Below are 21202 nucleotides of genomic sequence, written 5' to 3' on the forward strand. Positions count from 1 at the left end.
CGCCTCCTTGCGGCGGCGCAAAACGTAAATGCATACAGAAAACCGCCCCGCACCCTGAGTTTAGGGTGCGGGGCGGTTTTTGTTTGTGGCGCCCCAGGAGGGAATCGAACCCCCGACCAAGAGATTAGAAGGCTCCTGCTCTATCCTCTGAGCTACTGAGGCCTTCCTCTAGGGTACATGAGATTTTGAGCCTCTCATGCACCGCGCCTCTACGGGTGGAGGCTGTTCCGCTAGGTTGCACCATCGGGCTACCCAACCAGGCGGGCACGTTAGGAGTTCGCGCTAGGAACCTACCTTGGCGGCTTCGCGTTCTGCCTTCTTCACCTCGCGGCGGCGTGCACGGCGGCTGGATGCGCCGGGGAATAGCTGCCACCACAGGCGAATCGAGGTGCGGCGAATCTGCGTGGGGTGCAGGCTCACGTACACCAGGCGGCGGGTTGCCGGGTCGAGGGCGACCAGGTAGATGATGTAGCCCAGGCAGATGACGGTCGCGATGAGTCGACCCATGTCCTGGTTGAAGTCACGCAGGTAGGGCGAAACGTTCAGCTGGTCGCTCACGCCGTACGCCATGAAGAACAGCGTGGTGATGAAGTACCACATGAGCTGGAAGTGTGAGCGCAGGCCGGTTGCGGCGAGCATCGGAATTGCCCAGAGCAGGTACCAGGGCTGAATCATGGGGCTGCACAGGAGCATGAACAGGATGGCGAGGCCGGCGTGGCGTACGATGTTGCGGTCGCGTCCGACGAATGCCATGGCTACCGCGCCGAGCATACCGATGCCCTTGCCGACGGTCTCGATGAGCTTGCGGATGACCTCGAAGGCGTCTCCCTGAACGAACAGGGAAGCGGCGCCGATGACCAGGCCGAAGGGGGTGTACCAGATGTACTGGCCGCCGGTGGTGGACAGTGCCTTGATCCAGCCGAATTCCAGTCCGGTTGCCCAGCCCATGAGCGCCATTTCGGCGAGCAGCAGCACGCCGGAGAGCGCCCAGAAGATGAACTTGCGCGGCCAGGAGGCGTTCTTACCCGCCCAGAGCAGACCCACGAAGGGCAGTACCACGAGGGCGAGCGGCTTGACGGCAACGCCGAGGGCTACGAAGGTCACGCCGAGCGGGCCGCCCCATCGGGTGTCGCGGTAGCGCTTGGCGTAGTAGAGGCCGCCGAGCATGAACATGGTCATGAGCGAGTCGTTGTGGCCGCTGGCAATGAACGATGCGATGAACAGCGGGTTCGGGCCAATCTGCCAGAGAGCGCGGACCTGGTTGAAGCCGTGCGCCTGGGCGAGTTTTGCCACGTAGAAGAGGATACCGATGACCGCGAGCACGGAGAGTAGGCGGAAGTAGAAGAGGGAGAGGTCGATGTTCTCCCCCGCCAGGCGCACAATCCACTCTTCAAACTTGAGGGAGACCGGTCCGTACGGGGGCGGGGATTCCGCCCACATGGGGTCCGCACCGTTCTGCATGAAGTTCGAGATTTCGGAGACACCGTGCTTGTACGGGTTGAGGCCGTGCGCCATGACCATGCCCTGACCGTAGTAGGAGAACATGTCGCGGCTGTAGATGGTGAACGCGAAGACCTGTGGCAGGGACCAGCTGACGGTGACGGCAATCATCCACCGCATGGTGTTGGGTTCGTTCCAGTCGCCCATTTTCTGGTAGATGCGCAGCCATTCGCGGCACATGATCATGGCGCCTAGGGCGAGCATGATAATGCCGGTGATGACCCATGCGGCTTCGAATCGGATGGCGCGAATAATTTCGTAACGCCAGAAGTTGGAGCTGTCGGCGAGCCAGCCGACGGCGTAGGAGCCGAGGGTGACCATGATGGAGCCGATGGTGCCGATAATCAGCGTGCGCAGACGGTGATTATTGACGTAGTCCAAGAGTTTGGGTGAGAGAGGTGCGTCGTGTGCGCCGGGGGTGGTGAGCCGGTGTGCTAGCTCCTTTGGTGCGCGCATAACTCCCTTTCTGTCTGCATCGTCGTTCTGGTTTTTATCATACCCGAGCGGCTCTGAGCACCCGGCGGATTCACTGTTGCGGTAGAACTGACGGACAGGCGGCGAGCGCATCGGTGGGTACATCGGTGGGCGTATCCGTTCCCTTATTTCTGGTCGACTGAGCATACTGCGTGTGCTTTTATGACAGGCGGGGAGGCTGGTCGGCGGCGTTTGGGGGTAGAGTGGGAGGGTGAGTATTTCTAGTGAACGTATTGTATGGATTGACTGCGAGATGACCGGCCTGGACGTGGAGAATGACGCTCTCGTCGAGGTGGGTGTTCTGGTCACGGATGCCGATTTGAACATTCTGGGTTCTGGCGTTGAGTTCGTCATTAAGCCCGGTGATGAGTCTCCTGCGGGTGCCCTGGAGAACATGAATGACTTTGTCCGTTCGATGCATGAGGCGTCGGGTCTGCTGCCCGATATTGATCACGGCGTATCGATGGATTACGCGCAGGAGCAGGTGCTTCGCTACATCAAGAAGTATGTTCCGGTGGCGGGCAAGGCGCAGCTGGGCGGCAACTCGGTGGGCATGGATAAGCGTTTCTTGGAGCGTTACATGCCCGAGGTCATGGCGCACCTTCACTACCGTGTGATTGATGTGTCGACCATTAAGGAGCTGGCGGCGCGCTGGTACCCGGCGGCTCGTCACAGTGCCCCGGCGAAGACCGGTAACCACCGTGCACTGGGCGATATCAAGGACTCGATTGATGAGTTGAAGTATTACCGCCGCGCCATTTTTGTGCCGCAGGGCCCGGATGCGATTGCTTCGGCGCAGATTGCGCGTGAGGTGGAGGCGGAGCGTGCCGCACGCGAGGCGGCTGAGCGTGAGGCTGAGTCGTCCGCTTCTGAGGCGACTGAGGCATCCAAGGCGTAAGCACAGCATGTAACGAGCATCACGGCTTTTCAACTTGGCAGGTTTCTGAATCTCCTGTACAGTAGTATCCGTTGCATATCGCAAGGGAAACCAAGCGAAGCACATGGTGGTCGTAGCTCAGTTGGCAGAGCGCCTGGTTGTGGTCCAGGAGGTCGCGGGTTCAACCCCCGTCGATCACCCCGATGGAAAGGGTCGTTATGGTTATCCGTAACGGCCCTTTCGCTTACCCTCGATTCGGTTACCTCATACGAGGTTTACCGGATCAGAGCTTTTACACCCGCACTTTAACCAGCGAGCGGGAACAGGGCGCACCGCATCTTCACGAGGTACATCTTCACGGGTATATCTTCACGAGGCAGGCGCATCCGGTAAGTTCCCGTTCAACACAAGCAAAGGATAATTCCGTGGCTATTCGCCCCATCGTTATTCACGGCAACCCCGTTCTGCACCGCCCCGCGGCACCCGTCACCGAGTTTAATGATGAGCTCAAGGAACTCGTGGCTGACATGTACGAGACCATGGACGCATCCAACGGTGTGGGCCTGGCGGCACCGCAGATTGGTGTGGGCCTGCGCATCTTCACCTACAAGATGGAGAACGAGGACGGCGTGCCCCCGCGCGGCTGCATCATCAACCCGGTGCTGACCCTGGGCAAGATTTCTACCGCTGACCCGGACCCGTACGAGGAGGAAGAGGGCTGCCTGTCTTTCCCCGGTTACGGCTTCCCCCTCAAGCGCGCCGAGTGGGTCACCGTGAACGGTCTTGATGAGCACGGCAACCCCGTCCACTTTGAGGCGACCGGCTGGTTCGCACGCTGCATGCAGCACGAAACCGACCACCTGGACGGCAAGCTGTACGTGAACCGTCTGAACAAGAAGTGGACCAGCAAGATGAAGAAGGTCGTGAAGAAGGAAGGCTGGACCGTCGACGGTAACTTGTGGATGCCCGGCGTGGATCCGGATCCGTTCGGCCACTAATCATGAGCTCTTCTGAAGGTCGGACCGACCTCCCGAGAACTTAAAACGAAGACCGCGAATGCACTCTCGAGCGCATTCGCGGTCTTCGTTTTCCCATCAGCCAATGATGTTTTCCATCAGCCAACGGTAGCGTGAAACGGGTCATCCTATGAGCCGGGTTCTGTCTAAAACGCCGCCCGAAAGGGCGTTTCGAGGCAATCATCTATCTAGAACGTACGTTGCCGCACGTCTCAAGCAGCCTACCCGAATACGCACCCCGATAAAGCGGGGATCGGGCGCACTACCCTACCATGGCGTATTCTGTTTGACCTTGCTCCGAATGGGGTTTACCTAGCCGGGCACGTCACCGCGCCCGCTGGTGGTCTCTTACACCACCCTTTCACCCTTACCGCGGCGAACCGCGGCGGTTTACTTTCTGTGGCACTGGCCTGCGGGTTACCCCGAGTGGATGTTATCCACCATCCTGTGCTGTGGAGCCCGGACTTTCCTCGAAGCATGTGTGCCTCGCGATTGCCCGGACGGCCCGTTTCACCTCACCCATTATACGCATACCCCTGGCGGTGGCTATTTCGCGGGTTCGTCTCGCGGGCATGCCGGGGCCTCGTAGCTACGCTGCGTCTCGCGGATGTCCTAGCGGCCTCGCGGGTACACTGGAGAGATGCTGATTCTTCTTCCCCCTTCCGAAGGTAAGACCCCCGCCCCGGCTGGCAATGCGCCGGTTTCTTTCGCTGACCTCTCGTTCCCTGAGCTCACTTCCGAGCGTGAGAGCGTCCTGGAGGAGCTGACCGCGGTCAGCTCGGGACCCGACGCCCTGGCAGAGCTCAAGGTGGGCGCATCCCTCGAAGCAGAGGTGGAACGCAACACGCGCCTGCTCACCGAACCTGCACAGCCGGCAATCCGCACCTACACGGGTGTTCTCTTTGAGGCGCTGGATTATGCAAGCTTCTCCCCCGCCGAACGCGACGCCGCACACTGGTCGCTACTGATTTCTTCGGCACTGTGGGGCGTGCTTCGCCCCGAGGACGCAATCCCCGCCTACCGCCTGTCCATGGGCGTGAAGCTGGGGTCGATTGGTGCGCTCGCCTCCTTCTGGAAGGGTGCGCTGGGCACCGCCCTGGAGGCAACTGCGAAGGACCAGCTGATTCTGGATTGCCGTTCCGCTGCCTACGCGAAGTCGTGGGTGACTCCCCCGTCGCAGACTCTGGCGGTTCGGGTGGAGCGTGTGGCGGCTGATGGTTCGCGTAAGGTCGTCTCGCACATGGCGAAGCATTACCGCGGCCTGTTTGCACGCTACCTGATTCAGTCGGGCTTGGCGGCTCGTCCTATTGACGGTTCCACGGCTGGTATTGCCGAATTTTTGGAGGCGGTCAGCGAGGACTGGTCGGTGGAGTGCACCCTGCCGACGGCTCGTAAGGCGGGTGTTTTGACCCTACTGGTGCATGAGCAGTAGCGGCTGTTTCTTGGTATTTCTGCCTATTTTTTATGTGTCAGAGTGAAGATTTTTTAACTATTTTTTCGGGGATTTTTAATGTATTTCCCCCTGTAAAACCACTTTTTCCCACATTTTTTGGGCTAGTTTTAACGCATCAAGAAGGCGGATGGTGTCTATCTATCCGCCTTCTTTTTATGCACAGAAGTGCTTATAGTATTTAATGACTCGCCACTGGTGGCGGGCGATTCACTCACTACCATTCACACTTGCAACTCAACACACATGGAACACGAAACACCACATACGTAAAGCAGATAGTCAGCGGTTCACTCCCCTGGCTATAGGTTTGCTAGCGTAAAAATAACCACTCAGAAACACATCGATGGGACAACGTTATGTCTACTTTTTCCTCTCGTCGCGCCCTTTTTAAGGGTGCAGCAGCACTAACAGTCGCTGGCGCTTTGGGCGCATACCACGCCAGCGAGCAGAACGCCCAGGCTGCCACCTTGGACGTTAAGACCACCCCGCTGACGTTCAAGATTACCGAGGCGTCGTTTGATATTAGCGGCTTCAACCTCAGCTACGAGATTACCGGCCTGCAGGCTGTGCTTGATACTGGCCTGTACACCCCGTACATTGAGGCTGGCTACTACACCAAGGAGAAGGGCTTCAAGCAGTTCTATTTCTTCTCTCTTGAGCCGAAGAAGCGCATTGAAAATGACGTCTACGTGAGGCACCACGTTGTTTCTCGCGAGGTCACCGGCGGCCCGAATGCGGACTACGGGATTCGCCTGTCTCTTCGTCCGCGCCGTCAGCAGTACACCATCCTGCGTACTATTGAGGTTCGCCCGACGATTAACACTGAGTTCGCGTGGGCACCGTTCATTGTGGACATTGATCTGGATGGCGAGTACGCCCCCGATATCTACAGGGCATGCCGCGCAAAGATTCTGCTGATTGATAAGGACCGTTGTTTCCACCCCCAGCGTGCGGTGACCCGTGGCGATCTGATGGATGCAATCTACCGAGGCGCCCACTCGCCGAAGGTTAAGCTTCCGGCACGTTCCCCGTTCCCGGATCTGTCCCCGAAGGATGAGCGTTACGCGGCGTACATTTGGGCGTACCAGAATGGTCTGACTTCGGGCTGGTCTGACGGTAAGATGCACCCGGAGGCGGTGGCTAGCCGCGCTACGATGGCTGCGTTCTTCTACCGTTACTTTATGCTGACCCCCGGCCGCCGTCCTTCGTGGTTCAATCTCACTATCCCGCAGGATATGAAGCCGGGTGCCCCGTTCTACACCGAGTCGGTGTGGCTGCACTCGTCGGTGAATGTTGATGTGAGCTTTATCTATAAGAGCAAGGATTTCCGCCCGACCAAGACTGCTACCCGCGAGGAGCTGGCTCGTGTCCTGTCGATGCTGGGCATGACTGACATCAGCCGTAGTCCTTATCTCGATGATTAAGATTCGGCTGGTGCCGTGAACCGGGCGGTTGAGCCCGATATTGCGAGGGTTAGCCGCTGAGAATAACAGCTGAAGATAGCGACCTGCGGAAGGGGCGGTGAGAGTTTTTCTTACCGCCCCTTTTTCTGTGCCCGGATATATCTTTTATCCTTTGCGATGTGTTCTGTCGACTGAATTCTGTGGGCAGATTTTGGGGAGTATATTTTTTACACGCATTTTCCGTGGTGGAGTGTTTTTAGTTTTAGGGTTTTCCCCTGTTTTATGTCTCTCTTTGGCATGTTTTTCTCGTGTTTTCATTGAATGTTTAAGGTACGGGTTGGTAGGCTGAGATTGCACTTCAGCATGCTGCCGCTACAGGTCCTCTACGATGTGGATTCGGTGTAGGCTCAGCGCGGTGGACTGTCACTCATTAATCCTCTCAACTTCTTTTCTCACTCACCCTTATTCATGCAGAAAAATCAGATTGGATAATGATGTCCTCGTTCTTTAAGCCGCCTCGCGGTGCGCACCGAAAAGCTGTTGGTGCTTCCCTGGTTTTGGGTTTGTCTCCGCTGCTGGCTTTGACGCCGGTGGCGGCTCAGCCGGCGCCCGCCTCCCCTGTGAACACGCAGCAGGCAACTACTCAAGAAACACCGGCCCGTCAGATGCCTCAAGTGCAGGGTGGCGGTCCTGCCTCTGAGCTGGAGAACATTGATTTGAAGGTCACGACAGGCCCCCTCAACATTTCTCAGGGCGGTATTGTGTCGGTGACAACCTCTCCGTTGAGCGCCGAGTTTAGGCAGAAGTACACGTTCCACGAGCTCGCGTTGGTGGAACGTGGTTCCACGTACGTCCATGTCGGGCATCATAATTATGTTCCCCTCACTCAGTACGGTGGGATGGTTGAGGACCTCAAGCAGCAGGGTAATGTGCGAGAGAACCCGGATGGTAGCCTCACTTTCACGCTCGTTGTTCCCGCCCATATTGTTGAGGCTAAAGAGGGGACTCTCTTCGATACGGTACTGACGTATTACCCGTCGAATGAGTATGCGCCGGATCCGTTGACGTGGTCGAATCGCCGGGTAGTCCGCACTCCTACCGATGTGGTGCAGGACGCTAAACCTACGAAGACCACCTACCTTTTCAGTTCATCTTCTATCGAGCATCCGGAAGAGGATACAACCCTGACGGTTGAGGGTTTCCATATCCTCTCGAAAAGCACCTTTTGGGGTCCAGAAGGCCCGGCGGTCCTGACCCTCTATGAGGTTGATCCGGTGACCGGGCAGGGTATTGGTTCGCCTGTGTTTACTCAGAATCTGAATTACACCAGGTGCGATCAGTACTGTGATAGTTTCTTGAACGACCATTTCAGTACGGCTATCACGATTCCCGGGGGTACTCTCAAAGCGGGCAGGCTGTACAGGATTGGTTTCTACGGCGGTGGTTATCCTGGCCCGGGTTCCGAGGAATACCCCGGTGCATGGATGACCGATGTGGCAGATTTCATCCCGGTAGGTACCCCGGAGCAAGATGCAGCTCCCACCAGCATCTACGTCTCGGGAGATAAGATGAGCCCTTATCGCGAGAATAATACTTTGAAGGTGACTGTTTTGGGTCTGCCGCCGCTGACCAAGGGCTACTACCGTTTCTCCTTGCAGCCGATTGATGATCATGGCCGTCCGACCGGGCAGAAGTCTTGGGAGAAAGTGATTCCTGCCGAGAGCATTCAGAAGGGTCGTACGGCGCAGACGCTTTCTCTTCCCGGCTATGCCCTGAATTTTGAGGTGGCCTATAGGCTCTTTGTGGAGAAGGTAACCCCAAATCAGGGTGACGCTGTCGATTCGGTTGAGCAGGTTGCTTCCAAAGATCTGGACTTGGATATCAGCCAGGAACGGGAAATGGAGGCTGCCAGGAAATGGATTGTGAACCGTCAAATTCTGCCGGGCTACCCCACTGATCGCGATTGGGAATCAGTGAACCGCCGTTCTGTGACGGTGGCACTGTACCGGTTAGCGGGTGCGCCGCAGGTTGAGCTTCCGGCAGTCAGCCCTTACACGGATATTACGCCGGATGACCCTGACTATACCGCGATTATTTGGGCTCGTCAGCGGGGTATTACGTTCGGCTGGGTTGATGGTCGCTTCCACCCGAATGAGCCGCTTTCGGACCGTTCCACGGCTGCGTTCCTCTACAGGTATCAACGATCCCAGGGGGAGGTGTCGCCAAGCTTGCCGACGTCTCCTTCGCTACCGGACTCTACCCCGAAGAAACAGACGCATTTCCCGTATAGCTCTCATTGGCGGCTCTGGATCAGCCCGGAGACTGCTTTTTCACGTGAGTCTCGTTGGGCTATTGAGCGACGTATCTGGGGTTACATGCCTGATCAAGGTTACTTCTATGAGAGCTTTGAGGGCTTCAAGATGTCGTACCGTCAGGTGGCTGTGATGCTATACCGTATGGAGCACGGCGGCAGCCACCTCAGGTAACGCCCAATCGTGGTGAGGGGTGACCGGTGGGCTGGAATGCTCGGACTAGTTCGGCTTTCAGCCCGCCGGTGCAGCCTCTGTTCCTCCCCTCACCAGCGATCTCTCTTGCCTGACACCAGGCTTTATGGGGCTTCTTCTCCCCTAGCCTGGCTTTTCAGACTATATCCGCTCAACTTCTTCACTCACTTCATCTACTCACTCACTTCAATCACCGTATAAATTTTGTAGATGGGATTATGATGTCTTCATTTTTCGCCCCACGAGGTGCCCCGCACCATTCTGATACCCCGCGCCACCCGGCGAGCGCCCGCGCACTCAGCCTGTCACTGCTGCTGGGCTTGAGCCCGCTTGCGGGTATCACCCCGGCGGCACTGGCGGCGCCCGCCTCCCCCGCCCAGCAGGCAGGTACACAACAGGCAGGAAACCAGCAGCCGGCACCTCAAGAAACGACCGCACAGAATGTGCCCGCGCAGCAGGCACCCGCCCAGAACGTAGCTCAGGGTGATCAGCAGGATGCATCCCTGCCGACCCTGCGCGTGACCAGCGGAACCCTCGACATTCTTCACGGCGGTACCGTCCACGTGGAGGGTACCGGGTTGACCCCCGAGTTCTTGGCGCATCACGAGCTACGTAGCCTCACGGTCGCGCCGAAGGGCTCTTCGACCTACGCTAACCCCTACCAGAAGATCGATCACCGCGGCCTCGTCTTTGATGCCCCAAAACCGGCTGCTGACGGCAGTTTCAGCGCTGACCTGACGGTCCCGGCGAATAGCCTGCCGGCAAATCTGGAGTATGAGGTCATTCTGACCTACCGCCCCGTAGACGATGCGCACCCCTATGCGTGGAACACTGAGGATCGCGTCCGTGTGGCGTTGCCGGTGGAGCATAACCTTCCGGAGGCGGTGCTCCCCTCCATCACCTATGATGTTTCGGCTATTTCTGAGGAGCAAATTGCCTCCGGTCAGCCGGTTGAGGTGACGCTGACGGGTACCGGTTTTCAGGATGTCAGCTCCGTGGACTTCACCCTATCCGAGCATGATGAGCAGGGAAAGGTCACGAACTCTGATGTGGCTTCGCTTGGTGAGCTGAAGGCACCGGATACGGAGGAGAATCAGCGCATTTTCAAGGGTCTGATTCCTAACGGCTATTTCCAGAAGAAGGTTACTATCCCTGCGGGAGTCCTGAAGTCCGGTAAGGGGTATTCCCTGGATGTTTCCGGTGTAGAAACCCACGGGGGGAACGGGTGGAAGAAGCTGTCGCGTAAGTTCCCCTTCGTTCCTGTGGGCAATAACCCTGCGCGCATGGCATATCAGGATAATTCGTTCAGGAATACCCTGCCGAAGGTATCTGTTGCTGCGCAGGATTTTGATCCCGGTCAGGACCGCGTCTATAAGGTGACTATTTCTAATATTTCCCCCGAGGTGGACCTGGGGTACTACCTTGAGTCTGTGGCGATTTATAACGCTACCTCTGGTGAGAAGGCACCTTTTGCGGTGAATAATGTAGCGGAGCAATACTATAAGCGTGACGAGCTGGTAACCCGCAATGCTGACGGTACTCTGACCGTGGAGGTTGAGTATAAGGTTGACGGTTATTCCAGCTATAGGCCGACTTCTCGCGGTTCAGTGGCTGAAGTGCGTGTGGTGTTCTCGGACTATGAGTATTTGTACGATCACCATAAGTTCACGGTGAGCACCCAGCTTCCGATGGCGCCTCTTGCCGCTGATGCTTTTGATTGGGTGAACCCGGCAAATGTTCAGTTGAAGGTCGATTCGGGAACCCTCAATATTTCTCAGGGTGGCACGGTATCGGTGACGACTTCTCCGTTGAGCGCTGAATTCCGTAAGAAGTACACTTTCTACGAGCTGGTTCTGGTGCAGCGCGGATCGTTGTACGCGTATGCGGAGCACAATAGTTATGCGCCTCTCGACGAGTACGGCGGGTTTCTCAAGGATTTGAAGCATCAGGTGCGTGAGAACCCGGACGGTAGCCTCACCTACACGTTTGAGGTTCCTCCGCAGTACATTGAGGCTGCCGACGGTGAGCTCTTCGACGTTGTGATGACGTACTACCAGTCGGATATAACTGAGCCGGAGCCTTGGAGTCTGGCGGACCGTTTGTATGCCCGCGCCCATATTGATGTGGTTAAGGATGCGCAGCCGACCCGTGGAACCTACACCTTCAGTCAATCAGCTATCAATGACCCGTGGAAGGATACGACGCTGCGGGTTGAGGGACGCCATGTCCTCGTGCAGGCCAGGGAACTGATTTCTAATGATTCTCCGGTCATCGCTATCTATGAGGCTGACCCTGCAACGGGAAAGATGGTGGGTGAGCCTGTGTTCACTCAGCGGGTGGACTACACGTACTACGGGGTTAACTCCAGGTGGTTCCGCAATAACTATTTCAGCACGGAGATGAAGATTCCTGCGGGTACGTTGAAGCCGGGCAAGCTCTACTTTATTGGCATGTATGGGGACGGGCTGCCTTACCCCGGCATGGAAGATTCTCCGGGTTCTATGCTGAATGATGTTGCTGAGTTCCTTCCGGTGCATTCTCCCGAGCACGAGTCCACGGGGCCCGCACTGCACCTTGGGTCGGTGGGCCTGAGCCCGTACGCGAAGACGAACTCGTTTACGGCACGCGCTACCGGGCTCTCTGCGCCGGGTGAAGGATCGTACCGTCTCTCGGTGCAACATGTTGATGAGCAGGGACGTTTGACCGGTCAGACGGTACTCCAGCAGGCGATTCCCGCCGATCGCATCCAGAATGGCAGGGTGGAGATGGACCTGACGATCGCTCAGCAGCTGAGCTATTCGGGTGCTTATCGTCTGGTCTTGGAGAAGGTCACCCCCGGTAAGGACGGTGCCGGCGAGTCGGTGGAGCAGCTTGCTGTCGAGGATATTCCTCTGAAGCTGACGCGTGAGGGTGAGTTGCAGGCTGCTGAACGCTGGTTTGCTGATCGTGAGATTCTGCCTGGTCCTTCGCCGATGTCCTGGAATAGCAATCTGACGCGCCGCGATGTGACGGTGGCGCTGTACCGATTGGCTGGTTCCCCAAAGGTTGAGCTACCTGCTTTTAGCCCGTATGCGGATGTGGCAACGAGCGACCCGGACTACGCCGCGTTCATTTGGGCTCGTCAGAAGGGTATTACGTTCGGTTGGGCGGACGGCAAGTTCCACCCGGATGCGCCCCTTTCGACCCCGTCGACGGTGGCTTTCCTGTACAGGTATCAGAAGGCGGTGGGTCAGGTCACGCCGAAGGCGCCGACCTCTTCTTCGCTGCCGGGTAACCAGGATGCGCCCCAGAGTTCCGGCGGCTGGCAGCATAAGGTTCGTCAGGGTAGCGCTTTCTGGCGTGAGGCCCAGTGGGCTGTTGATTACCGCATGTGGGGTTACAGCGTTGACGGGGAATACGCCTATGAGGGCTTTGATAATTCTTCCATTTCCTCTGGTGATTTTGCGTTGATGCTGTACCGCTTGGAGCACGGCGGTAGCCACCTCAGGTAGCGCCCGATCGTGGTGAGGAGGTAACCGGTGGGCTGGGATGCTCGACGCAGTTCGGCTTTTCAGCCCGCCGGTGCAGCCTCTGTTCCTCCCCTCCTCAGCGGCTTCTCTTGCCTGATACCAGACTTTACGGGGCTTCTTCTCCCCTAGCCTGGCTTTTCAGACTATATCCGCTCAACTTCTTCGCTCGCTTCATATACTCGCTCGCTTCATTCACCGCACAGTTTTTTGTAGAAGGGATAATGATGTCTTCATTCTTCACACCACGAGGCGCCCGGCGCTGTTCCACGTCTCCGCGCCACCCGGCGAGCGCCCGTGTGCTCAGCCTGTCGCTACTGTTGGGTTTGAGCCCGCTTGCCGGTATCACCCCGGCGGCACTGGCTGCGCCCGAAAACCCGGTGCAACCGGCACAGGTTGCGCCTGCTCAGGCAGACCCGGAACAGGCGACCCCCGCCTCCCCCGCCGCAGCTTTAGTTCAGAAGCAAGCAGACAACCAGCAAAATCCTGCGGCTCAGGGCGAGCAGACCAGTTCGCTACCGACTCTGCGCGTCACTAGCGGAGCACTAAGAATTTATGCCGGAGGCACGGTGCATGTTGAGGGTACCGGCTTCACTCCCGAATTCTTGGCGCATCACGAGCTACGTAGCCTCGTTATTGCCCCCAAGGGTTCCTCTACCTACGTGGGCCCTCACCAGGAGCCCACATACCAGGGGCCGCGCTTTGACGTTCCGGCGCCTGCCGCAGACGGGACTTTCAGCGCCGACTTGGAAGTATCCTCCAACGGCATCCCTGCGGGCATGGAGTACGAAGTTATTTTGACCTACCGCCCGCTGGATGATGCACACCCCTATCAGTGGAATACTGAGGATCATATTCGTACGGTGCTCCCTGTGACGAATGATTTTCCGGCATCTGTTCTGCCTTCTATTACCTATGATGTGGATTCTATTTCTGAGGAACAGATTAATTCCGGAAAACCAATTGAAATCAATATGACGGGTTCGGGTTTTGACGGGATGAATAAGCTAAGTTTTACTCTCGTTGAATACGACCCGACTGCAAATGTTACCCATAAATATCTCAAGGAGCTGGAGCCTTTTGACCCTTCAGATTCTCCGTACTTTAAGCGTGTTTTTCATGGCCTAATTCCTAACGGTCATTTTCAGCATAAAATTACGATTCCTGCCGGTCTTTTGAAATCAGGCAAGGGTTATTATCTGTCGGTACAGGGAGACTCTCCTTCAGGCCCGATTGCTATGAGGCGTGCCTTCCCCTTCGTTCCTGTGGGCAAGAACCCCATGAAAATGCCTTACCAGAGTAATACGTACCGCAATACCCTTCCGAAGGTTTCACTGTCTCCTCAGACGGTTGACCCGTACCATGCAGGGAAATATATAGTTACTATTTCTAACATTTCCCCGGAAGTTGATTTGGGGTACTACATTGGGTCAATCAGTGTTTATAGTAAAACCGCTCAAAAAACTATTGCCAACCTCAGCATTAATAGTGAACATTACTATGAACGTGACAAAATTGTGGTCCGTAACCCCGACGGCACTCAAACCGTAGAACTTGAAATTAATGCTGAGGATATTAAAGAGCTACAGGGCGTGTATTTGGGTTCCGATGCGGAACTGAGGGTCTATTTCTCAGATAGTCCTTACTACGGTTCAGAGATTCATAATTTTACGGTTACTGCACCAGTTCGGCTGGCGGATTCCCCTACCCCGTTGACCCCTCCCACCCCTGCTGAGGATAAGAAACCTGACAACCCGGTTGGCATGAGGCTCACCTCGGGCACCCTCAATATTTCTGAGGGCGGTACTGTCTCTGTGACCACCGCGCCGCTGAGTGCCGAGTTCCGTGCGAAGTACACGCTGTATGAGTTCGGCATTGTGGAGCGCGGTGAGAATTACCTTCAGTCACATTACGGCAATCCCCTTCCTGAGGCGCAGTACGGCAGCAAGGTTGCCGACCTCCGCGCTGAGGGTAAGGCCCACGATAATCCCGATGGGAGCGTCACGTTCACTCTTGATATTCCGAAGCAGTGGATGATGGTTCCGGAGGGTACGCTCTTCGATGTGGTGCTGACCTACTACCCGTCCGATAAGCCTGACCCGCACGACTATCCGTATGAAGATTACCGTCTTACGGCACGAATTCCTTTGCCCACGGTGCGCGACCCTGAGCCTGACCAGCCGACGTACCGCTACAGTCTTTCGGCGATTGATAAGCCGTGGCAGGATACGACTCTGACGGTTGAGGGCTACCATATTCTTCCCCCGAATATCGTAGGTGGATACGACAGCCAGGCGTACGTCACTCTATACGAGGCAGACCCGGCTACCGGAAAGATTATGGGACGCCCTGTTTTCTCCCATGTTGTTCCGTTGACGGGCAACTGCCTGCATCACTGTACGGGTTTCCGCAATAACTATTTCGGCACGAAGATGACGATTCCGGCAGGTACGTTGAAGCCGGGTAGGCTCTACATGATTGGTATCTACGGTTCTAATCTGCCTCACCCGGGTGAGGAGGATTATAGCGGTAGTCTGCTGACCAGTGTTGCGCAGTTCCTTCCGGTGCGGTCGGGGCAGCCGAGCGATAACCAGCCGAACCCTGATCAGCCTGTAGCGCGTCCGGATTTGTACATTCCGTATAAGCGCGTCAACCCGTATCAGGAGATGAATACTCTCACCGCGCGTGTCTCGAATCTTCCGAAGCTTACCGAGGGCTATTACCGTTTCTCGGTTCAGGCAACGGATATTTTCGGCGAGCTGACCGGCGAGAAGGCTCTGGAGCAGGTTATTCCCGCTGAGCGCATCCACGATGGTGCCGCTGAGGAGACGCTGAACGTCCCCGGTAGCGCGCTGAATTATGAGGGATCGTACAGGGTTGTTCTGGAGAAGGTAACCCCCGGCAAGAACGGTACCGCGGATGCAGTCGAGCCGGTAGCTTCTGAGGATCTTGACCTCTTGGCGAATACTACCGAGGAGCAGAAGGCTGCTGTCGAGTGGGTTAAGCAGCAGGCTCTTCTGGATGAGAGTAAGACCGTTTTGAGTCGCCGTGATGTGACGGTGGCACTGTACCGTCTGGCGGGCGCACCTCATGTTGAGCTGCCTGCAACCAGTCCTTATGCGGATGTGGCACCGAGCGACCCGGACTACGCCGCGTACATTTGGGCTCGTCAGAAGGGTATTACCTTCGGCTGGGCGGACGGTAAGTTCCACCCGGAGGCGGCCCTTTCGACGCGTTCTGCGGTGGCGTTCCTGTATAGGTACCAGCGGATGGTTGCCCCGGCTCCTGCGCCGGAGTCGAGCAGTGTGCCGTCTTCGTCTGTGCCCAAGAACAGTAGCGTGCCAGGTGATTCTCAGATTCGGGTTTCTCGTTCGCATTGGTCCGATTATGAGCGTACGGATACTGCATTCTGGCGGGAGTCGCTGTGGGCTACTCGGCAGTTCATCTGGGGTTATACGGATCATGATCACCGCTACGCCGAGGGTTTCAGTTCGGATGCTGTTTCTTCTTCGGAGTTCTCGGTCATGCTGTACCGCATGGCGCACGGCGGTAGTCGTCTTGGTTAGTTTCGGTGCGTGAGGGGGCTAGCGGGCTGTGTTTTTCGAGTTGTTGTGCCCGTAGGCTCAACAGCTGGACCTGTCCCGCCCCTAGCATCCTTTACAGGCACCGGTGTGGGGAATTGGGAGCGTTACCTGATGGGAGTCTTCCCACGAGTAGCGCCCCGGTTTCCCGGCCCTTGATTTGCTCAACCTTTTCGCTCGCTTCGCTTATTCACGCTTCACCTGTTCATTCGCTTCGCTCACCGTACAGTTTTTTGTAGATGGGATAATGATGTCTTCATTCTTCACACCACGAGGCGCCCCGCGCCACCCCGCGAGCGCCCGCGCACTCAGCCTATCGTTGCTGCTGGGTTTGAGCCCGCTTGCCGGTATCACCCCGGCGGCGCTGGCGGCTCCTGAACACCCGGCGCAACCGGCACAGGCGACCCTCGCATCCCCTGTTGCGGCGCAAGAGGATGTTAACGAGTCTGAGCAGACGCTTCCGCACGTGCGAGAAGAGCCCCGCAACCCTGAAATGGACGGGTTTAAAGTCTCTCCCGGGACTCTCAACATTTCTCGAGGCGGCACCGTAACGCTGACGACGCCTCCGCTCAGCGCTGAGTTCCGTCAGAATTACGAATTCTACGAATTTTCTCTGGTCGAACGCGGTTCTTCTTACTTCCATCTTGGGCATAACTACTTCCGCACGCCGGGTACCCAGTACGGCTACGTCTTTGACCGTGAGCCCAACCCGAAGCAGATGGTAGAAAACCCGGACGGGAGCTATACCTTCTTCCTTAATGTTCAGCCGCTCATTATTGAGGCTGAAGAAGGCACTCTTTTCGACGTCATTCTGACGTACTACCAGAAGGGCTACCATCCGGGGCCTTGGCAGTCTGATCTCCGTCTCGTGGCACGTGCACCTATTAATGTTGTGCAGGACCCTAAGCCTACCGAGACAAAGTACATTTTCGGAGCCTCCGCGATTGATGACCCGTGGAAGGATACGACTCTGACGCTTGAGGGGTTCCACATTACTGCGCGCGGTAGTCGTGAGGGTCCGGGTGATCCGGCGCTTCTGGCTCTTTATGAAGTCGACCCGAAGACCGGAAAGATTGTAGGCGAACCGGCATTCACCGATTGGATTCGGTACACGGATTGCGGTGAGTTCTGTAGCGGCTTCCTGAATGAGCATTTTAAGACGTCTATTACGATTCCTGGGGGCACGCTTAAGCCGGGTAAGGTCTATAAGATTGGTTTCTACGGTTATGACCGTCCGGATGATGAGAAGTACCCCGGTGAGTTGCTGAAGGATGTTGCAGATTTCATTCCGGTACGTTCACCGAATAAGGAATCGGCTAGCTCTGAGATGTATCTGAAGGCTACGACGGTGAGCCCTTATGATGGGGAAAATATTCTGCCGGTACGTGCTGTGGGTCTGAAGAAGCAGCCTGGGGTCTCTTACCGTTTCTCGGTGCAGCATGTTGATGAGCAGGGACGCCTGACCGGTCAGAAGGCACTGGAACAGGAGATTGCTACTGAGAACATCCATGACGGCACGGTGGATGAGAAGCTGAACGTCCTCGGTGAGGCGCTGAATTATGACGGCTCATATAGGCTCGTCTTGGAGAAGGTGACTGCCGGTAAGGACGGTGCGGTTGAGTCGGTTGAGCAGCTTACTTCGAAGGACCTGCAGCTGGAGGTGACGAAGGATAAGGAAGGCGATGTTGCCTGGGAGTGGTTTAGGCATCGTCAGATTCTTCCTGAGTTTTCTGAGTCAGGTAGGAACAGCTATATGACGCGCCGCGATGTGACGGTGGCGTTGTACCGTCTGGCAGGTTCCCCGAAGGTGGAGCTTCCGGCGACGAGTCCTTATGGAGATATCACCCCGGATGACCCGGATTATGCGGCATATATTTGGGCTCGTCAGCAGGGTGTGACCTTTGGCTGGGTTGACGGGAATTTCCACCCGTATGTGCAGCTTTCTCCTCGCTCTATTGTTGCGTTCCTGTACAGGTATCAGCGTTCGCGCGGTAAGGTGTCCCCCAGCTTGCCGGCTGCCGCACCTCAGCCTAGTAATGGTAGCCTGCCGGGATTGAAGGATTCTGAGCTGAGCACTAAGAATTGGGCTACGGAGTTGGAGGATGGTAGCGCTTTTTGGCGTGAATCTCGGTGGGCTGTACAGCAACGCATTTGGGGCTACGCCAAGGATGGGCGACACGAGTACTTTACGTGGGAGCAAACGCCCACTGATGACTTAGCGGTCATGCTCTACCGCATGGAACACGGCGGCAGCCGCCTCAAGTAGTCGCCTCAAGTAGTCACCGTGAAGTAGCTATTTAAGAGTCGCCTCCTGCGGCAACACAGCATGTTGTTGTGTTGCTTTACAATCGGTGATGGCGGGCTGAAATTTTCGGGCTGATTCGCCCGGTTTTTCAGCCCGCCAGCACTTTCGCTAAGGCGCCTGGTGCTTCCCCTTTTCTACTCAACTTCTCGTTCATTTTCACCGTTCATTTCTCCCCTTCCACTCAACGTTTTCCCTCACTCACTTCAATCACCGTACAGAAAGCCACTGTGCAAAAAACCACCGTGCAAAGCCCCGGTATAGAAAGCACAGTGCAGAACATTAGATGGGATAACCGTGTCTTCTTTCTTCCGACCAACCACAGCTCAGGGCACTAAGAGGCCTGCCCAGAAAAACCGCCTCCAAAATACCCGGGGTAAAAAGGCAATCAGCCTCTCCCTACTGCTGGGTATGACCCCGGCTCTGGCGGTCACCCCTGCTGTGCATGCTGATGCGGCACAGGCGAAACCCGCACAGGTGGAGCCTGCTCAAGCGGATCCGGCGAGCCCCGTCTCCCCTGCCGCATCGTTGCAGGCAACCCCCGTAGCTGCTGCCCCCGCCGCCTCAGGCACAGGTGCCGCAGCCGCTGGCGTCAGCGATGCTGACAAGATTGATTTGAAGGTCACCACCGGCACCCTCAACATTTCTCAGGGCGGCACGGTGTCTGTGACGACCTCCCCGTTGAGCCCCGAGTTCCGTAAGAAGTACAAGCTCTTCCAGTTCGGCCTCGTGAACCGTGGTACTGATTACGGATGGTCCCGTACCGGTGAGGCAACCCAAAATCCCCTGTACCGCGGCAAGGTCGATCATCTTCGAGAAGACGGTATCGTCCACGACAACCCGGACGGAAGCCTCACCTTCACCTTCGAGGTCAAGAAGCAGACCATCCGGGCCACCCCTTCGCCTGCCCTTGACGTGGTGTTGACCTACTATCCGGCGGGCGAACCTGAGCCGAGCGCTGAGGAGTATGAGGATCCCCGTCTTACTGCCCGCACTCCACTCAGCCTGACGCAGGACCCTGAGCCGGGTCAGACTACTTACGTGTACAGCATGCCGGCGATTGATAACCCCTGGGTTGATACGCAGCTGAAGATTGAGGGCTACCATATTCTCTCTAAGCAGCTTGTTGAGCCGGGGAGTGCCCCGGCGTATCTGATGCTGTATGAGGTTGACCCTGCCACGGGTTTGATGGTGGGCAAGCCTGTTTTCACGCATGCGGTTCGTTATACGGATTGCGGTGAATACTATTGCTGGAGCTTCCTGAACAACTATTTCTCTGCGGATGTGACAATTCCTGCAGGCACTCTGCAACCGGGTAAGTCGTACATGATTGGCGTCTACAGTGGCCTCTTCCCGAATCCGGATGAGGAGAAGGTCCCCGGTAGCCTCTTGACGGATGTTGCCCCGTTTATTCCGGTGCGCTCGCCCAACTCGAACACCGAGGTGAAGGATACCGCCCCGGTTCTGCGTGTTGAGCCGCAGCAGAGGGACCAATATCGTTCTGATTCACCGCAGGTGAGCCCCTATTGGGAGAAGAACACGTTGCAGGTGCGTGCCGTGAATCTGCCGAAGCTCGCTGAGGGCCATTACCGTTTCTCGCTGCAGGCTACGGATGCTTCTGGCAATCTGACCGGTCAGAAGGCGCTGGAGCAGGATATTGCGGCTGACCGTATCCAGAGCGGTTACACGGAGGCGACGCTCACTGTTCCCGGTGAGGCACTGAATTATCAGGGCGGTTACAAGCTGGTGGTGGAGAAGGTTCTTCCCGGTCAGGGTGGTGCCGCGGATTCTGTGGAGCAGGTTGTTTCTACTGACATTGATTTGGTGGTGAACGCGTTTGAGGAGAGTGAGGCTGCGAAGAGGTGGTACAAGGCTCAACAGCTTCCCAAGTCAGAGTCCTATTCTTCTGAGAATATGACGCGCCGTGATCTAACGGTGGCTCTTTATATGTTGGCGGGTTCGCCGAAGGTTGAGCTTCCGGAGGCCAGCCCGTATCCGGATGTTCAGCCTAACGACCCGGACTATGCCGCATATATTTGGGCTCGTCAGCAGAGCATTACGTTCGGTTGGATTGATGGCAATTTCCACCCGGAGGCGAGGGTTTACAATTCTTCGGCAGTGGCGTTCCTGTATAGGTATCAGAGGGCGCAGGGTAAGGTTCCTGCGGCGAAGCCTCGTCCTGTTTCTTCGGCGTCAAAGAAGAGTAGCCTGCCGGGTGGTTCTTCTGAACGTGGGTGGAATACTGTTCTTGGCTGGCATTACTCGTTCCGTAAGGAGTCCCAGTGGGCGATTGATCAGCACATTTGGGGTTATGTCAGCGAACAGTCTACCTATGAGGCGTATGTGCCGTCGTTTATTGGGCACACGGAACTCGCTACGATGCTGTACCGCATGGAGCACGGCGGCAGCCGTCTCACATAGTGTCCCGTTCTCGATGTTAGCTATTTTGGGCAGCTTTCGTCAAATAGGCGACTTTACGGCTCTGTTTATGTGCCATTTTTATTGTGGGTGACTTTTATGTTGCCTTGCCCACCGCATTGTGAATATTCTCAACCTGCAGAGGTTGCATAGGTGTGAATTTTTCGA

10 protein-coding genes, 2 tRNA genes and 1 other RNA gene are annotated in these 21202 nt (G+C 56.6%); 10 read left to right on the top strand and 3 right to left on the bottom strand.

The features are described from left to right. Window positions 1-86 precede the first annotated feature (86 nt). Window positions 87-162: transfer RNA gene (locus RWZ58_RS04755), tRNA-Arg, on the bottom strand. A 120-nt stretch (window positions 163-282) separates the two neighbouring features. Beyond that, window positions 283-1956, bottom strand: a complete 1674-nt coding sequence (gene mptB, locus RWZ58_RS04760; protein WP_314657795.1) for a polyprenol phosphomannose-dependent alpha 1,6 mannosyltransferase MptB — start codon at window positions 1954-1956, stop codon at window positions 283-285. Between the two features lie 229 nt (window positions 1957-2185). Here mptB and orn point away from each other — a divergent pair, with 229 nt between their 5' ends. The 3 genes from orn to def all read left to right on the top strand — a co-directional run bounded on the left by orn (window position 2186) and on the right by def (window position 3849). After that, window positions 2186-2872: an oligoribonuclease gene (orn, locus tag RWZ58_RS04765; RefSeq protein WP_303947705.1), complete on the top strand. Its 687-nt coding sequence runs from the start codon at window positions 2186-2188 to the stop codon at window positions 2870-2872. 106 nt (window positions 2873-2978) lie between these two features. Next, a tRNA-His gene (locus RWZ58_RS04770) sits at window positions 2979-3051 on the top strand. A gap of 225 nt (window positions 3052-3276) precedes the next feature. After that, on the top strand, window positions 3277-3849 hold the full coding sequence (gene def, locus RWZ58_RS04775; RefSeq protein WP_314657798.1) for a peptide deformylase: 573 nt from the start codon (window positions 3277-3279) through the stop codon (window positions 3847-3849). 133 nt (window positions 3850-3982) lie between these two features. Here def and rnpB read toward each other — a convergent pair. After that, window positions 3983-4375, bottom strand: an RNA gene (gene rnpB, locus RWZ58_RS04780) — RNase P RNA component class A. A 132-nt stretch (window positions 4376-4507) separates the two neighbouring features. On the opposite strand from rnpB, the gene RWZ58_RS04785 reads away from it, so the two are divergent. The 7 genes from RWZ58_RS04785 to RWZ58_RS04815 all read left to right on the top strand — a co-directional run bounded on the left by RWZ58_RS04785 (window position 4508) and on the right by RWZ58_RS04815 (window position 21037). Then, window positions 4508-5299: a peroxide stress protein YaaA gene (locus tag RWZ58_RS04785; RefSeq protein WP_314657799.1), complete on the top strand. Its 792-nt coding sequence runs from the start codon at window positions 4508-4510 to the stop codon at window positions 5297-5299. Window positions 5300-5676: 377 nt separating this feature from the next. Next, entirely contained in the window at window positions 5677-6744 is a 1068-nt protein-coding gene (locus RWZ58_RS04790) for an S-layer homology domain-containing protein (protein WP_314657801.1), read from the top strand. A gap of 473 nt (window positions 6745-7217) precedes the next feature. Further along, window positions 7218-9209, top strand: a complete 1992-nt coding sequence (locus tag RWZ58_RS04795; RefSeq protein ID WP_314657803.1) for an S-layer homology domain-containing protein — start codon at window positions 7218-7220, stop codon at window positions 9207-9209. Between the two features lie 236 nt (window positions 9210-9445). Then, on the top strand, window positions 9446-12718 hold the full coding sequence (locus RWZ58_RS04800; RefSeq protein WP_314657805.1) for an S-layer homology domain-containing protein: 3273 nt from the start codon (window positions 9446-9448) through the stop codon (window positions 12716-12718). A 239-nt stretch (window positions 12719-12957) separates the two neighbouring features. Continuing rightward, on the top strand, window positions 12958-16299 hold the full coding sequence (locus RWZ58_RS04805; protein ID WP_314657807.1) for an S-layer homology domain-containing protein: 3342 nt from the start codon (window positions 12958-12960) through the stop codon (window positions 16297-16299). A 262-nt stretch (window positions 16300-16561) separates the two neighbouring features. Continuing rightward, on the top strand, window positions 16562-18580 hold the full coding sequence (locus RWZ58_RS04810) for a superoxide dismutase (protein ID WP_314657809.1): 2019 nt from the start codon (window positions 16562-16564) through the stop codon (window positions 18578-18580). Window positions 18581-19027: 447 nt separating this feature from the next. Next, window positions 19028-21037, top strand: a complete 2010-nt coding sequence (locus tag RWZ58_RS04815; protein ID WP_314657811.1) for a peptidase — start codon at window positions 19028-19030, stop codon at window positions 21035-21037. Window positions 21038-21202 lie beyond the last annotated feature (165 nt).

This window comes from uncultured Rothia sp., from assembly GCF_963544205.1.
Classification (GTDB): domain Bacteria; phylum Actinomycetota; class Actinomycetes; order Actinomycetales; family Micrococcaceae; genus Rothia.